This window comes from Halopseudomonas sp. (assembly GCF_036961105.1).
Taxonomy (GTDB): Bacteria; Pseudomonadota; Gammaproteobacteria; order Pseudomonadales; family Pseudomonadaceae; genus Halopseudomonas.
On the sequence record NZ_JBALWW010000023.1, the window covers coordinates 38,692 to 53,993 of the forward strand.

Below are 15,302 nucleotides of genomic sequence, written 5' to 3' on the forward strand. Positions count from 1 at the left end.
CGGCCGCAGGCCCAAAATGCAAGACTCTGCGGCCAACTCGCATTCAACCTATGAGCGCGCTACCACAACCCAACGACGGCACCGTCACCAGCTGATACACATACGGCCGCGCGCCACCGGGGCCAGTAGGTGACAGGCGCACCCGCTTGTAACCGAGCAACCGCAGGCATCTGCCGACAGAGGTTTGGGTGCCCCGGTCATTGACCAGTTGCAGGGCTTCCATCACTTGCTGCACGCTGAAGCCTTGCGGCCAGTCGTTGGCCACCAGGTGTGCACGGATGCGTTGCTGCAGTTCATAGGCTTTGCGCTGGGGCGCTGGCAGGTCTGGGCCATCCAACCAAGGGCTGGCGTCCAGCTCGGCTGCCAGGTCCACGCCGGTGGTGCGCTCGGCTGCTTGATTGGCGCGGGTGGCGGCCAGCCGGCGCTGCATGCCCATGCTGCTGCCAACGGTGTAGAGCGAGCGGAACACCCGCCCTGCGGCCACCACCTCTTCCGCTTCTACCCGTGGCGCTCTGGGTGCCGGCTCCGGATCGGGCTGCGTGTTTGGCATCACGTACCCGCCGTATTTGCGGATGCTGGGCAGCACCTCAGCGGTGACCCACTTTTTGAAGCGCTTGGCCGAGGCTTTGCGGCTGCGCAGGATCGCAGAGTACAAACCGGACTCGTTGATGATCAGCATATCCTGCTCACCGCCAAGGGTCGGCACATTCTGCCAACCCTTTTCATCATCATCCAAATTACGCGTCATGTCCTTCGCTTCGGCGTACGCCAGTGCGGTTGCAACATCACCAGCTACCCACCACGGGCTCCTCGCTCGGGAGCGTGCCACCTTCGGTGATCTCGTATAACCAGCCTCGGAAGTCAGTGGGCCTGATTCGCAGCCCCGGGGTAACGGTCAGCAAAGGGGTGAACGCTATGCAGTAGTCGTCCGCTGCAAGCGCATACATTCGCCCTCCCAGGGTCCGCACCTCGACAGGCTCACCACCTGCAGACACTGGCCGGAACCCAGCGACCCGCCACTCACCGTCAAGCTGCCGCTCGACGAGCACTACGTCTCTGGCTGCAAGGTGATGGCGGCAGAGATAGACATGCCGATTGTGAGGATGGAGGGCAGCCAAAAAGCCGCTAAAGGAGTGCACGTGCAGGATCTGGCCAAGTACCTGGACGAGCAGCGTGCGAAGGCGGTGATTGAGAATGACAAGTTGCAGGGGAGGTATAGGCTGACTAGGAGGGCGTCGTAAGGACGCCCAACTCGACCCTATTAAGCAGCCGCCTCGGCCACGATAGCTGCAACTCGAGAAATGATCAGCCTACATGAAGCAAGCTGTGCTTCGGCCATCGCCGAGTCAAATCCCTCATCTAAACGGTAGTCCGCAAGACACCTAATCTCGTGCGCTTGCCGCAACATGTAGCCCACAGACTGACGCCGCCGGCAGAGCACATCCTTAGATGCTGGGTTGGCGTAGAATTCCCTCAAGCATTCGTGCGTGCCGCCTACAAACGAAGCCAGAGGCTGGGCAGCGCCTACTGACCCAGCACTATCAACTGCAAAATGATAAGCAGCGTAGTAAGCCCTAGAGGCAGTATTACGGTAGTCCACCTCTCCAGAGCTTGAAGCATGAATTGCTTCAGCAGACGCCAGAAAGTCAGCGTAAGCGATACTCATAAAACCGGCATCCTTGCTTCAAACAGCGCTTACTACATTACCAGTCGACTGTGTTGCTACAGTAAAAATCATCTTGTCCCAGCCCGGGACGCCCGAGTCAGCAAGAACATCAGCAATTAAGCAGTTAGTTTCAGCCACTGTCTGAGGGCTGAGATCCTTCGAAGTAAGACGAAACGAAAAATACTGCTCATCACCAAAATTGCGGAGACTCTGGCTCAGCCAGTGAATCGAGATGCCTTGTTTCTTCAGCAGTTGATCAACGAAACCCTTCGCCGTGCGGAAATCGTCTAAGGACAGTTCCAATTTTTTTAGCGCATCTCTCATCGAAATCGCACCCAAGTAATTGCGAGCCTGCTCCACGTCCACTTCAGGATTCGCGCGCTTAAAGGCTTCAACAACATTGTCAAACTCGGAGAAGTCCACAGCATGAATCATCCCCGAGCAGACATCATCGAACGTTTGAAAGGTGCCCAGATCGCGGCGGAACCCTTCCAGCAGCACCTCTAGACTCTTCAGGTGGTCATCAAGATGGCGAAGAGCATACGCGTAGTTCAAGTAGTAAATAGCGTCACCGCCCGCCAAAGACTTCTCATGACTACCGATAGACAAATCGTAGTCGCCCTTCATTGCGTAAAACATACCCATCAGCATGTGATACGCATAGATGTTGACCCCCTTCACCGACTCAATCTCAAGCTTCAAACGATGCAGTTCGAACTCTGAGGGTCCGCCTCGCTCGGAAAGCTCGTTGATCTTGTCGATAAGGTCAGAGGTTTTCAGTACCGGAGTACCTGACATCAAATTCTCCTAAGGTGGCGTCCTGCCACACAGCAATGATTGACACCAGAAGCCGCAGGATTCCGGCCACCAGCCAAATTCAATTAGTACCGTGCTAAAGCCCTGAGAGTCTCAGCGTAGCGCTGAAGAACAGCGGAAAATGATCTTTGGAACAGCACCGAGTGAGATCCAGAAAGCGGCCTAGCTTTCACATCACACCCATTTGCTCGCGGGGTGATTTTGACCCTTGGCACGCCAGAAACATGGCTACGCATACTGATCACCCTCACCTAGCATTCCATTACTACTTCAGAGTGCTGCCTCGCTCAAAAATTCCCATTCATTCTGCGTGGGCATTTTTTCACATACGGCAACACCATTTTAAAATGGATGACGATACTGTCAACGTCAAGCACTACAGTCAAGCTATTGACTCCATAGGCTACGATAATCCGACACACGGAGCGCTCCAAGCTACGTGCGGTACGAAGAAGCGACCGCAAAAAACTACTCCTCTACTACTGCGGTACGCCACGCGCACTGCAGCAGCCTATCGCCTCGCCTTCTCAGGTGCGTATATCGGCGCAGCGAGTTCCAGTCTCGATGCCCAGACACATTGGCCACCCGCGGAATATCCCAATCCATCTCAAATAGTCGGCTCACACCATCATGCCGCAGATCGTGAAAACGCAGACCCTCGATCTCCAGGAACTTACACGCTCTGGTGAATGAGGCAGAGATGGAGCTGGAGTTGTAAGGGAAAATTTCGTCAGCCAGCCGCGGCATGCTCTGCACAATGGCCCATGCTTCATCGGGCAGGTGGCACCACACATCGTTGCCCAGCTTCTGGCCCGGGTTCTTCATATCGCGTACCAGTACACGCTGGCCAGCCTCGTCCAGGTCGGCCCAGCGAATGCGGGTGATTTCGTCTTGCCGGCGCGTGGAGAACAGCGCGAAGGCTATGACCCTTTGGCATGGGGATAGATGAGGGCCGACGCTGTTGCATCTCGGAGAAGTGCGTCATGAGCAGGTCCAGCTTTTCAAGGCTCGGCCGGCGGTCGCGCTCTTTGCTGCGTGACGCCATACCCATTTTGCGCAGGACCTTACGGGCATCAGCCATGGCGTGATGATCCACCTCAAAGCCCCAGGCAGGCCGCGCTACAGACATCACCGCGCCAAGATGGGAAAGGTCATTGCCAATGGTCTGCGGCTGCACCGCACCACCCTGCTCGCTACGGCGCCAGTGCGCATACTCGACCAGGCGCTGACTGGTGAGGTCGGTGTCGGCCAGGTCGCCCAGCCAGGTATCGGCAATCGCCTTCAATGTTGCACGCTTGGTTTTGCCAAGCGGCCTCACCCGCTCAAACTCTTCCAGGTAGCGCAAGATCATCTCTCGCACCGTCACACCAGCGCGCACAGCCTTATCGAGTGCACCCGGCTGAGCCAGCTCCCCTTCTCGCTTTTTCAGCCAGGCGCCGGCGGCCTGCTTGCGCTCAAAGGTTTGGCTTTCCTGATAAACTACACCTCCCTTGCGCTTGATCCATATCGGCGTAGTGAAGCTACTAGCATTCTCTTTCTTTCGTGCCGTTATCGTGTCCATGGTGGTGCTACATTTCCTGCGGGCGGTGCTACGTTGTAGCGCTATCCCTTCCAGAAACAAGCGAAACGGCGGTAATGAGCTAAAAACAGGCAGTACCATATGCAGCAGAAACAGCAGACCAGCCCAAAAAACACGCGCCCAGAGCCCAATCGCCGGTTCTCCATTGCGCCGATGATGGATTGGACCGACCGCCATTACCGCTTCTTCGCCAGGCTGATCACCCGCCGCGCGCTGCTGTATACCGAGATGGTCACTACCGGCGCGGTGCTGCATGGCGATCATGCGCGCTTTCTGGGTTACAGCCCAGAGGAGCAGCCATTGGCGCTGCAATTGGGTGGCAGCAACGCGGCGGAGCTGGCGCAATGCGCCGCACTGGCAGAAACAGCTGGCTTTGCCGAGGTGAACCTGAATGTGGGCTGCCCCAGCGACCGGGTGCAAAACAACCTGATCGGTGCTTGCCTGATGGCGCATCCCGAGCTGGTTGCCGATGGTGTAAAAGCGATGCGCGATGCCTGCGCCATCCCGGTGACGGTCAAACACCGTATCGGCATCAACGGCCGCGACAGCTATGCGCAGCTATGCGATTTTGTCGGCCAGGTGCACCAGGCCGGCTGCACCACCTTTGCCGTCCACGCGCGCATCGCCATTCTAGAAGGTCTGTCTCCCAAGGAGAACCGCGATATCCCGCCGCTCAAATACGAGGTAGTGCATCAGCTCAAGCGCGACTTCCCACAGCTGGAAATACTGCTCAATGGCGGGCTTACCGATCTGGACGCGATGCAACAGCATGTGCAGCAGCTGGATGGCGTGATGGTAGGCCGCGAGGCTTATCACAACCCCTACTTCATGGCGGACGTGGATCGGCGCTTCTACGCCGACGAAACCCCCGTATTGTCGCGCCTGGAGGTAATGGCGCAGATGCGACCCTATATTGCCCGGCACATCGAGCAGGGCGGCGTGATGCACCACGTCACCCGCCACATGCTCGGCCTGTTTCAGGGTTTGCCGGGCGCGCGGCACTTCCGCCGCCAATTGAGCACGGCCATTCACCAGACCGATCAACCCTTGGCACTCTACGATCAGTTGCTGCAGGACATGGAGCAACGCCTGCAAGGCCGCGATTGCGAGCGTCAACCCGCTTGAGGTAAGGTCAGGGCATACTGTTGAAGCCGATGGAATGCCATGATTTCAAAACTGGAAAGCCTCAAGCAACACACGCTGATTGTCGCCGACACCGGCGATATCGACGCTATTCGCACCCTGCAACCGGTCGACGCCACTACCAATCCTTCATTGCTGTTGAAGGCTGCCGAGCAGCAGAGTTACAGCGCGCTGCTCGATCAGGTCATTCGTGAGGCCGCCAACAGCGCCGATCCGGTGAGCGAGGCCTGCGACCGCTTTGCGGTGGCGGTGGGCAGCGAAATCGTCAAGCTGATCCCCGGACGCATTTCTACCGAGGTGGACGCGCGCCTGTCCTTTGATCGCCCCGCCACCCTGAAAAAAGCGGTAGAGCTGATTGAACGCTACGAGCGCCTGGGCATTACCCGTGACCGGGTGCTGATCAAGATCGCATCTACCTGGGAAGGCATACAGGCAGCCGCAGAACTTGAGCGCGAAGGAATCCAGTGCAATCTCACGCTACTGTTCTCCTTCGCGCAGGCCAAAGCCTGCGCCGACGCCGGAGTGTTTCTTATCTCGCCATTCGTGGGTCGTATCTATGACTGGTACAAAAACCGTGAGGGGCGTGATTTCAGCGGGCTGGACGATCCGGGCGTGCAATCGGTGGCGCGCATCTATCGCTACTACAAGAAGCACCTGTACAACACCGTGGTAATGGGCGCGAGCTTCCGCAACATGGGGCAGATCGAGGCGTTGGCCGGCTGTGACCGCCTGACTATCAGCCCGGCTCTATTGCAGGAGCTGAAAGCTGAAGAGGGGCAGCTGTTAGCCTCCTCCCTGCTCAGCAAGGGCGAAACAGACGAGCGTGAAGTACTCGATGAGGCGCTCTTCCGTTGGCAGCACAACGAAGACGCCATGGCCACGGAAAAGTTGGCAGAGGGCATTCGCGCCTTCGCTGCAGATCAGATCAAGCTGGAAAAACTGATTGTGGCGCGCGCTGAATCAGCGGTCTGATTCCAGCGCGCTGACGAGGTCACGGAAGGCCTCGCGGTTGCTGTCGTTGAGCTGCATCAGAATGTGATGCGCCTCCAGCACCTTTTTCTTGACCTTGTCTTCGGACAACATCTGTCCCGGCAAATCCTGCAGCTCGGCGCAGGTTGGGGTCGATTCCGAGACGATATTGAACACCTGATCAAACCCCATGCTCTGCAACAGACGGTTCATGTCGTCATTGTTGGAGACCAGTGTGGGCAGAAAGCCAACCTTCTGCTTGGACAGGATCGAGAGCTTGGCCAACAGGCCAAGCGAGGTACTGTCGATGCCTTCGGTTTCAGTCAGATCAATCACGATCGACTCAAAACTCAGCACACTGAAGATTTTTTCAATATAGGCATCCAGTGCCGCACAGAGCGTCAGCCTGACGTCACCAATGAACTTGAGTACAAAGGTGCCCTGCGATTCCGCAAACTGGATCTTGCCAGTGGTCATCATTCTGCGTTCCTGCCTAACACCAAAACGGAAATGTCATCAGGCATGGTCTTGTTGGGATCAAGCCCCAGACCTGCCAGTAAACCGCGCAGTTCGCCGTGTGATTCGGCAAACAGCTGCGGCAAACGTGCTTCTTTCTCTTTCAGGGTAGTCCCTGCCAGGCAATCCAGCACCCCATCAGAGCACAACGCCAGGCTGAACTGCTTCGGCAGCTCCATCACCTCGTTCTGATACTCCGCATCCTCGAACAGCCCAACCGGCCGACCTTTGCCCTGCAGATAGTGCGCCTCACCATTGGCAAACATGACGGGCAACGGCAAATGGCCGCCGATGCTGTAGGTCAAGGTCTGGCGTTGCTCGTCAATCACTCCGCCCAGCATGGTGACGTGCTTGCCCAGCTTGCAACTGATCAGGCTGCGGTTGATATGGCCCAGCACATCCGACGGCTTGAACTCGATGCGCCCGCCGCCCTCTACCTTGCGCTGCTCATACATCAACCGCGTGGTCATGAACTTGAGCAACACGGTAACAAAGGCGGACGAGGAACCGTGTCCGGACACATCAGCCAGATAGAAAGCCAACTGGCTCTCGGACACGCGAAAATAATCGACAAAATCGCCGGACAGATAGAGCGAGGGAATCAGCCGATGCTCAAAGCGATACTCGCCGCTGTTCCAGGGGCTGGCCGGCAGCATGTTGAGCTGCACCTGGTGACCGGCAGCCTGGTCATCACGCAGTTCCTTGAGATGGTTTTCGAGCTCGCGGTTGGCACGTTCCAGACGCTCGCGAATGCGTTGATTCTCGATGCGCAGACGCGAACGGTCGAGCGAGCGCTGCACGGCGTGCTCCAGCACCACGAGGTCATCCAGGGGTTTGAGCAGATAGTCGCTGGCACCCAGCCGGAGTGCTTCGACCACGTCAGTCATCACGCCGTCATCGGACACCACGATCACCGGAATTTCCGCAGCGGCCTCGATAATCTCGCGCACCAGCTCAAAGCCACGGCGGTTGCCCAGATGCAGATCGCAGAGCACCAGCCCCGGACGCTGCGCGGTGAGCATCTCGAGACCATCGCTGGCAGCGTTGGCCTGCAAGACATCATATCCACCACGTTCCAATTGGGCTGAAATGCGTTGCCGAGCGAAATCGTCATCGTCAATCACCAGCAATGTCGTGCCTGGAAGCTGCATAGATTCCCTACGTCATTGTCATGGAGCGCGGCTGGAACCATGACCACAGGGTGGAATACCGCACCGGGAAAAGACCCGATGTTTTCAAGGGCCAAACAGTACTCCCATCCGCAGCGGCAAGCAACCGTTACCCGCAGCCCCCATGGGTGCTTGTCTCGGGGCACGCGCGGCACTAGGATGTGGAAAAAAGAACAAACGATATTCTGTTTCGCCCAAGCCGGAGTAGACCATGTCCTTTCATGACCAGCAGTACAGCGAAAAGCGTGACTTCATGCGAATGAAGATGGAGACCACAGCAACGCTGAGGGTCATCGCCGACAATCAGACCCATTCGGTCCAGTGTCAGGATTTATCCAACCAGGGTGCTCAGGTGCAGTGCCCGCAACGCGTAGCGCCTGGCGAGGCGGTGGAACTTTCGATCCCGTCGCCTACCCCCGGCATGCAGGGGCTGCAGGCGAAAGGCGAGGTGGTACGTTGCCAGGCGAGCGATGAAGGTGGTTGTCTGATCGGCATTCAATTCGAAAGCCTGGATTGATCTCCATCGCTAACCAGCGGGCCGCCAATCAAAACGGCGACCCCGGCGCTTAGAACTCGTCCGGCACGTTGCCGTCTTTCACCTTGTACTCGCGATTCTGCAGGTAGGCATTGCGTATAAAGGTATAGCGATCGCCGCGAATCAGACGTTCGCGCTCAAACAGGCTGGCGCGAAAGTTGACCAGCTCCAGGGCAAACCAGGAGTTGCGCACGCGAATATCGTTGATGTAACCGGTGTAGGTGTAATTCAGGAAGTTTTCCGGAAACTTGGAGCTGAAGTCCCGCAGCGTGCTGGGGCCAAAAAACGGCATCACCAGATAAGGACCGCTCTCCACCCCCCAGGCGCCCAGCGTCTGCCCCAGATCTTCATCATTGCGCTGCAGCCCCATTCGGGTAGCCACATCCACCGTCCCCAGGCCGCCCAACAGGCTGTTGAACAGGAAGCGCGACATGTCCACCCCGGCATCGCGGAACTTGCCCTGCAGGGTGTTGTTGACGAAATTCATGGGTTCGCCAAGGTTGTCGAAGAAGTTGCTCACCCCATCGTTCACAAACTGCGGGGTAGCCCAGTCGTAGACCTTGGCAACGGGCTTGAGCGTGTAGCGGTCGATGGTGTCGTTGACGCTGAAGGTAAAGCGGTTGAGCTTCTCCCAGGGATCCGGATTGCTGTATCCACCGTCATAATCATCGTAAGACTCGTATGAATCCTCGGCAAAAACAGGTGTAATACCGGTGAGCGTCACAACTGACAGCAACACCGCACCAGCACCGAGCCTGAAAAATTTCATCAGCAACGTCTCCGTTCTCTTATCATGATCGGCTGCGCCTGATGTCGCCAGCCGGGCGTGCCAGTGTAATGCAAAATACCCGTCCAAATCAGCGATTTTACTATGACCGAAAGCAACAAGCCCCTTCTCTACCGCTGCGAACTGCCCGTGCGCTATGGCGATATGGACAGCAACCAGCACGTCAACAACACCCGCTATTACCAGTATCTGGAAGAAGCGCGCATCCTCTGGCTCGACGGTTTGGGTGCGCATCGTCGCCAGGTAGGCCAGGGATTGGTCCTGCTCAGTTGCACGCATTATTTCCTGCGCCCGGTGGTGCATCCCGCCACCGTTATCGTCGAACTCGTAGCCGGCGATGTGGGCCGTACCAGCCTGACGCTGGAACACCGCATGTATGTAAAGGATCAGCCCGAGCTGGTGGGCTACGGCGACGTGAAGATGGTATGGATCGATGTGGCTACTCAGCGCCCCATTCCCGTGCCCGACAGCGTGCGCATCGCCATGGGCAAGGAGCCGCTGGCGTCGACCTGAAACATTTTGTCATCAAGACGCAATAAAACTGTCAGAAGATAACGGGTCATAGTGCCGCTGCGCGTCCTTTTCAGGCTGCCAGCGGCATCCTTTTGGCGTTGCCAGACAAGGACATGGCCCATGCCTCACCCGCAAATTGAAGCGGTTATATTCGACCTAGCCGGCACCCTGCTACCTTGCGACGCGCAAGGTGAGACGCCGTTGCTCCCCGAGGCCAGCGAGCTTCTGCAACAACTAAGTGCAACGCAACAGCAGATCGGCCTCTTTGCACAATGGCCGTTGCCGCTGCCAGATGCCCTCACTACCTACCCCTGCGTACTGCCGAGCGATACCCGGCGCGGGGCACCAGCGCCAGACCTACCCACATTGGCAGCCTTGAATCTGGGCAGCTCGAGCTTGCGCAATTGCGTAGTGGTCAGCGGTTCATCCAGCGGGGTCACCGCTGGCCTGAATGCCGGCATGTGGACCATCGGCACCGCCCTCAGCGGAAGCCTTGACCAGGCCGCGCTGGCGGACTGGGCAGCATTGCCGCCAACGCAACAGGACCAGTTACGCATGCGCGCCACCATGACGCTGTTGGACGCTGGCGCACACTACGTGGTCGATGCGGTAGACCAACTGGCGCATTGTCTGCAGGACATTGCCCAGCGCCTGCAAAAGGGTGAGCACGCATAATTCGGGCGGACGGCCGCGCGCTCAGGGGTTATAGTGGGGAAAACCGAAACAGGAGTAAGCCATGCCCACACAGCGCCTTAAAGCCCAACTGGAATCGTTGCAAGATACGCTCAACGACCCGAATGCCGAGCTCACCGCAGAAGAGCGCGAAGCTCTGCAGAACATGGCCAACAACATCTACGCGCGCCTGCTCATCCAGGAAAGCGACGCAGACGCCGAGGAAGATCCCACCCTGGTCGATGGCGTGAACCTCATGGCCGAGCGTTTTGCCGAACGCCACCCAACCCTGGCCGGTACGCTGCGCAGCGTGATGCAGTCACTCTCGGACATGGGTATCTGATCTTCACCGGGGCCCCGACCGAACGCCCACCCGCGCCGCGATGCGGCGCATTCTAGCGGCGCGGCCAGTACGGCCGGGGTCTATACCGGCCAAGGCCTAACCGGACGCTCAGCATTCCCACGCCCGTCACTTTTCAATCCGCATACGGCAGGATTGAGTTTGGCGCTAGCGCTGGACCACGCCCAATCAGACGCAACCTTGCATAACCCCGCCTTCACCGGGTTCTCATGTATGTAACTTACTGCCGCATGAAAATGCGCTTCGTCGCGTATATACCGGTCCCAATAGCCGTGCATCCAGAAGCCGTTTTGCGGCATGTCCAGCTTCAACTCAGCTGCATGCTGAAACGCCCAGCGGGCCGACCAGGACTTCCATGCTTGTACAATACGGGGCAGCGAAGCTTGCGGTTCGATCAGGATGTGCACGTGGTTTGGCATGATGCACCAGGCCAGGAGACGGTAGCGCCTGTCGTGATAGTGGTTGAAAGCCTGGCACAGTGTAGCGGCCATTTCTGGTCGAGCGAGCAAACAGCAGCCGTAACCTTGATCCAGATAGCTTTCTATTCTTGCGCGCATCGCAATGGTTCTTGCGCTGCGCGGTAGCTCCTGCAATTCATGCTCAAAAGCAGCAAGGACCTGGGCGGGCAAACTATCAGCCAACCTGAAACTGACGAACTGTAAGGTGCCCGCAGTATCAAAATGTGGCAGACGCCTCGCCACATACCAGCCCCGATGCTCTTCATCATGATCCATGCCAGCGCTCCTTGCTTGCCAAGCGCTCAGACTAACAAACGGCTGAGACCGTGGAACTGCAGAAAAAGCCAGGTGTGAGGTGGTTGGGATTTTGCTGGGAGATCTAACGATTGAAGTCAGATCAGATGCCCCAGGCCGGGATGGAACCCGGCCATCCCAGGCAAACCAACCCTCCAGCAAACCACCACAACAATCTGCGCGCGACCCGGCGCGATTCCTGGGACGGCCGAGTTCCATCTCGGCCAGCGGGCTGACAGCCACCGCCTGGCTTACCGACAGAACCCGATATCCGCGACAAACAGGGCGCCCCATCGAACTGCCGGTTATTCCCCAACACGCACAGAGCAATGATAAACTCGCGGTCTTTGCCCCCAGCACCAAGGACACCACCATGTGCGGAATCGTCGGCGCCACCGCCCAGCGCGATATCACCCCCATCCTGCTTGAAGGCTTGCGCCGTCTCGAATACCGCGGCTACGACTCGGCCGGCGTGGCGGTGCTGAACAGCAGCAATCAGATGCAACGCGTGCGCGCTGTCGGCAAAGTGGTCGAACTGGAAAAGGCGCTGCAAAGCAGCCCAGCCAAAGGCCATCTGGGTATCGCCCACACCCGCTGGGCAACCCATGGCAAGCCGGCCGAGCACAATGCGCATCCGCATGTATCCGGCGGACTGGCCGTGGTGCACAACGGCATCATCGAGAACCACTCGCCGCTGCGCAAAAAACTGCTTGAGCTGGGCTTTGTCTTCACCTCGGAAACCGACACCGAAGTGGTCGCCCACCTGCTGGCCCATCACTACAGCCAGAGCCAGGACATGCTCACCGCGTTCCGCGAGACTCTGGCCGAGATCCATGGTGCCTACGCCCTGGCGGTCATTCACGAATCCGAACCCGACACCCTCTACTGCTCGCGCATGGGCAGCCCGCTGGTGATTGGCGAGGGCAGCGGAGAACGCTACGTCGCCTCTGATCCGCTGGCGCTGCTGCAGGTCACCGACCGCTTCCGTTATCTGGAAGAAGGCGACTACGCGCGCATCAGCCTGCAGCGCTGCGAGATCTGGAACCGCGAACAACAAGCGGTCGAGCGCGCCGTCAGCCGTTACGAGCACGCTGCCCACAGCCTGGACAAGGGCGAGTACCGCCACTTCATGCTCAAGGAAATATTCGAGCAACCCCAGGCCATCCGCGACACCATCGCCGGCACCCTGGGCGATGATCACGTGCTCACTGCCATCCTCGGCCCCGATGCCGAAACCCGCTTGCACGACATCGCCAATGTACACATCGTCGCCTGCGGCACCAGCTATCATGCTGGTCTGGTCGCGCGCTACTGGATCGAAGCCCAGGCGGGCATCCCCTGCCAGGTGGAGGTGGCCAGCGAGTACCGTTACCGCACCGTGGTGGTGCCGGCCAACACCCTGCTGATCACCATCTCGCAGTCCGGCGAAACCGCCGATACCCTGGCCGCCCTGCGCTACGCCAAGACCCAGGGTTACCTGGCCAGCCTGGCTATCTGCAACGTCGCCGGCAGCTCGCTGGTGCGCGAAGCCGACTGGCGCCTGCTGACCCATGCCGGCCCCGAAATTGGCGTTGCATCCACCAAGGCCTTTACCACCCAATTGGTCGCCCTGCTGTGGCTGGCCACGGCGCTGTCGCAGGCACGCGGCAGGCTGGAGTCGGTCGCCAGCAACGTCAACGCCCTGCGCAGTCTGCCCACCATCATCGAGCAGGTGCTGACCCTTGAGCCGGCCATCACCGAGCTGGCCCAGCGCTTTGCCAACAAGCACCACGCCCTCTTCCTCGGCCGCGGCACGCACTACCCCATCGCCATGGAAGGCGCGCTCAAGCTCAAGGAAATCTCCTACATCCACGCCGAGGCTTACGCCGCCGGCGAGCTCAAGCACGGGCCACTGGCTTTGGTAGATGACGACATGCCCGTAGTCAGCGTGGCGCCCAGCGACAGCTTGCTGGAAAAGCTCAAGTCCAACCTGGAGGAAGTGCGCGCGCGTGGCGGCCAGTTGATCAACTTTGCCTGCGAAACCATCGAACCCACCGCAGACAGCAGCATCGAGACCATTCGTCTGCCGTGGGTGGAAGATTGCATTTCACCCATCGTCTACACCCTGCCGCTGCAGCTGCTGAGCTACCATGTAGCCCTGGTCAAAGGCACAGACGTAGATAAGCCGCGCAACCTGGCCAAGTCGGTCACTGTGGAGTAAGGGTTAGCGCCGCTGACCCGCGTCAGCGGCTCGCACCATGGCCAGCAGCAACGCCAGTTGAATCAGGCCTAAGTGCAGGCACACACAGCAGACAACGAAACACCTCATGGCAACAGGACTCATGACAACAGACAGAAGCATTCTGGTCACCGGCGGCGCCGGCTATATCGGCTCCCACACCTGTATCAAACTGCTGGAGGCCGGTTACCAGGTGATAGTGCTGGACAACTTCAGCAACAGCTCACCCGAAGCGCTTCGCCGCGTGGAGAGCATCGCTGGGCGCCCTGCCACACTGATGCAGGGCGACGTCAACGATGCCGCCCTGCTGGCCCGTCTGTTCGCCGAGCATCGCATTGACGCGGTCATTCACTTCGCCGGTCTCAAGGCCGTGGGCGAATCGGTGGCTCAGCCGCTGCGCTACTACCACAACAATGTCACCGGCACCCTGGCGCTGTGTCAGGCCATGCAACAGGCTGGCGTGAGCAATCTGGTGTTCAGCTCATCCGCCACGGTGTACGGCGATCCGGCGTCGCTGCCGATACGTGAAGACTTCGCCACCAGCGCCACCAACCCCTACGGCCGCTCCAAGCTGATCATCGAAGAAATACTGCGCGACCTGCACCAGAGCGCACCGCAGTGGAATATCGCCCTGTTGCGCTACTTCAACCCCGTAGGCGCACATCCCAGCGGCCTGATCGGCGAAGACCCTGCCGGCATACCCAACAACCTGCTGCCCTACATCGCGCAGGTCGCGGTAGGCCGGCGCGAACACCTGAGCGTGTTTGGCGGCGACTATCCCACCAAGGACGGCACCGGCGTGCGCGACTACATCCACGTGCAGGATCTGGCTGCGGGCCACGTCAAGGCACTGGAGTGGCTCGAGCGGGAGGATGGCATCAAAGCCTTTAATCTGGGTACCGGCGTTGGCTATTCCGTGCTGGACATGCTCAAAGCCTTTGAACAGGCCTGCGGCAAGCCCCTGCCTTATCAGGTGGTAGAGCGCCGCCCAGGCGATGTGGCCAGTTGCTACGCAGATCCCTCGCTGGCCCGCGAGGAGTTGGGCTGGACTGCCGAGTTGGGGCTGGAAAGCATGTGTGCCGATGCCTGGCGCTGGCAGCGCGAGAATCCCCAGGGATACCAGTAAAAACTGCACCTTGAGCACAGCACCCAGAGCTTCTCTGCAAGTGCCCTAGCACCTCGGCATCGTCTTCAGCGCCGAGTTCCATCCCGGCCTGCGCGCAGCCGTCAGCCCCAAGCTCGACCGACACGAAAAGCGGCTGCTTCGCAGCAGGCCGAGATGGAACTCGGCCATCCCAGGCAAGCCCAAACCCACTAACCCAACCAACAAAGCCAACCAGCAACCTGCAAGCCATCTGCCCACACCGCGGTTCCCCCTGGGACGGCCGGTTTCCATCCCGGCCAACACGCTGCCAGCCAACCCCCCGGGTCGAGATGCAACTCCGCCATCCCAGGCAAGCCAAAACCCGCTAACCCAACCAACAAAGCCAACCAGCAACTGCAAGCCATCTGCCCACACCGCGGTTCTCCCTGGGACGGCCGTATATGGTCTCCTCCCTCATTGCAAGGCCTCCAGCTTTTGATAACAAGAGCAGGTTGTCTGTCG

General features: G+C 59.0%; 16 protein-coding genes and 1 pseudogene. 9 read left to right on the top strand and 8 right to left on the bottom strand.

Annotated elements, in window-relative coordinates; all coding sequences use genetic code 11:
- Positions 1-43: 43 nt before the first annotated feature.
- Positions 44-829, bottom strand: coding sequence for a BRO-N domain-containing protein (locus V7756_RS16670; RefSeq protein ID WP_335611322.1), 786 nt, complete (start codon positions 827-829; stop codon positions 44-46).
- Positions 830-1,070: 241 nt separating this feature from the next.
- Here V7756_RS16670 and V7756_RS16675 point away from each other — a divergent pair, with 241 nt between their 5' ends.
- Positions 1,071-1,241, top strand: coding sequence for a pyocin activator PrtN family protein (locus V7756_RS16675; protein WP_442909020.1), 171 nt, complete (start codon positions 1,071-1,073; stop codon positions 1,239-1,241).
- A 20-nt stretch (positions 1,242-1,261) separates the two neighbouring features.
- Here the strand turns inward: V7756_RS16675 and V7756_RS16680 are convergent, their stop codons facing one another.
- From V7756_RS16680 to V7756_RS16690, 3 genes and pseudogenes are all read right to left on the bottom strand, one after another.
- Positions 1,262-1,666, bottom strand: a complete 405-nt coding sequence (locus V7756_RS16680; RefSeq protein ID WP_335611323.1) for a hypothetical protein — start codon at positions 1,664-1,666, stop codon at positions 1,262-1,264.
- 18 nt (positions 1,667-1,684) lie between these two features.
- Entirely contained in the window at positions 1,685-2,464 is a 780-nt protein-coding gene (locus tag V7756_RS16685) for a tetratricopeptide repeat protein (RefSeq protein WP_335611324.1), read from the bottom strand.
- 486 nt (positions 2,465-2,950) lie between these two features.
- A pseudogene (locus tag V7756_RS16690) lies at positions 2,951-4,043 on the bottom strand (tyrosine-type recombinase/integrase).
- Between the two features lie 99 nt (positions 4,044-4,142).
- On the opposite strand from V7756_RS16690, the gene dusA reads away from it, so the two are divergent.
- Both dusA and tal read left to right on the top strand, forming a co-directional pair.
- Positions 4,143-5,186 (top strand): tRNA dihydrouridine(20/20a) synthase DusA, encoded by a 1,044-nt coding sequence (gene dusA / locus V7756_RS16695; RefSeq protein WP_335611325.1) that lies wholly within the window; start codon positions 4,143-4,145, stop codon positions 5,184-5,186.
- 39 nt (positions 5,187-5,225) lie between these two features.
- Positions 5,226-6,176, top strand: a complete 951-nt coding sequence (gene tal, locus V7756_RS16700; RefSeq protein WP_335611326.1) for a transaldolase — start codon at positions 5,226-5,228, stop codon at positions 6,174-6,176.
- On the opposite strand, the gene rssC is transcribed toward tal, so the two are convergent.
- Entirely contained in the window at positions 6,165-6,650 is a 486-nt protein-coding gene (rssC, locus tag V7756_RS16705) for an anti-sigma factor antagonist RssC (protein ID WP_335611336.1), read from the bottom strand. The two genes, tal and rssC, sit on opposite strands and share 12 nt — an antisense overlap.
- Positions 6,650-7,840, bottom strand: a complete 1,191-nt coding sequence (locus V7756_RS16710; protein ID WP_335611327.1) for a PP2C family protein-serine/threonine phosphatase — start codon at positions 7,838-7,840, stop codon at positions 6,650-6,652. Before V7756_RS16710 ends, rssC begins: the two co-directional genes overlap by 1 nt.
- A 229-nt stretch (positions 7,841-8,069) precedes the next feature.
- On the opposite strand from V7756_RS16710, the gene V7756_RS16715 reads away from it, so the two are divergent.
- Positions 8,070-8,375 carry a PilZ domain-containing protein gene (locus V7756_RS16715; protein WP_335611328.1) on the top strand — a complete coding sequence of 102 codons (306 nt, stop codon included), beginning with the start codon at positions 8,070-8,072 and terminating at the stop codon, positions 8,373-8,375.
- A 49-nt stretch (positions 8,376-8,424) separates the two neighbouring features.
- Here V7756_RS16715 and V7756_RS16720 read toward each other — a convergent pair whose 3' ends face one another.
- Positions 8,425-9,162, bottom strand: coding sequence for an MlaA family lipoprotein (locus V7756_RS16720; protein ID WP_335611329.1), 738 nt, complete (start codon positions 9,160-9,162; stop codon positions 8,425-8,427).
- 102 nt (positions 9,163-9,264) lie between these two features.
- On the opposite strand from V7756_RS16720, the gene V7756_RS16725 reads away from it, so the two are divergent.
- The 3 genes from V7756_RS16725 to V7756_RS16735 all read left to right on the top strand — a co-directional run bounded on the left by V7756_RS16725 (position 9,265) and on the right by V7756_RS16735 (position 10,708).
- The gene (locus tag V7756_RS16725; RefSeq protein ID WP_335611330.1) at positions 9,265-9,693 is read left to right on the top strand and encodes an acyl-CoA thioesterase; all 429 of its coding nucleotides are present in this window, start codon (positions 9,265-9,267) and stop codon (positions 9,691-9,693) included.
- Between the two features lie 120 nt (positions 9,694-9,813).
- Entirely contained in the window at positions 9,814-10,368 is a 555-nt protein-coding gene (locus tag V7756_RS16730) for a hypothetical protein (RefSeq protein ID WP_335611331.1), read from the top strand.
- Positions 10,369-10,429: 61 nt separating this feature from the next.
- Entirely contained in the window at positions 10,430-10,708 is a 279-nt protein-coding gene (locus V7756_RS16735) for a DUF4404 family protein (protein ID WP_335611332.1), read from the top strand.
- 80 nt (positions 10,709-10,788) lie between these two features.
- On the opposite strand, the gene V7756_RS16740 is transcribed toward V7756_RS16735, so the two are convergent.
- Positions 10,789-11,460 (bottom strand): REP-associated tyrosine transposase, encoded by a 672-nt coding sequence (locus V7756_RS16740; protein WP_335611333.1) that lies wholly within the window; start codon positions 11,458-11,460, stop codon positions 10,789-10,791.
- Positions 11,461-11,851: 391 nt separating this feature from the next.
- On the opposite strand from V7756_RS16740, the gene glmS reads away from it, so the two are divergent.
- Both glmS and galE read left to right on the top strand, forming a co-directional pair.
- Positions 11,852-13,678 (top strand): glutamine--fructose-6-phosphate transaminase (isomerizing), encoded by a 1,827-nt coding sequence (gene glmS / locus V7756_RS16745; protein ID WP_335611334.1) that lies wholly within the window; start codon positions 11,852-11,854, stop codon positions 13,676-13,678.
- Positions 13,679-13,799: 121 nt separating this feature from the next.
- On the top strand, positions 13,800-14,822 hold the full coding sequence (gene galE / locus V7756_RS16750) for a UDP-glucose 4-epimerase GalE (protein WP_335611335.1): 1,023 nt from the start codon (positions 13,800-13,802) through the stop codon (positions 14,820-14,822).
- The last annotated feature ends 480 nt before the right edge of the window (positions 14,823-15,302 follow it).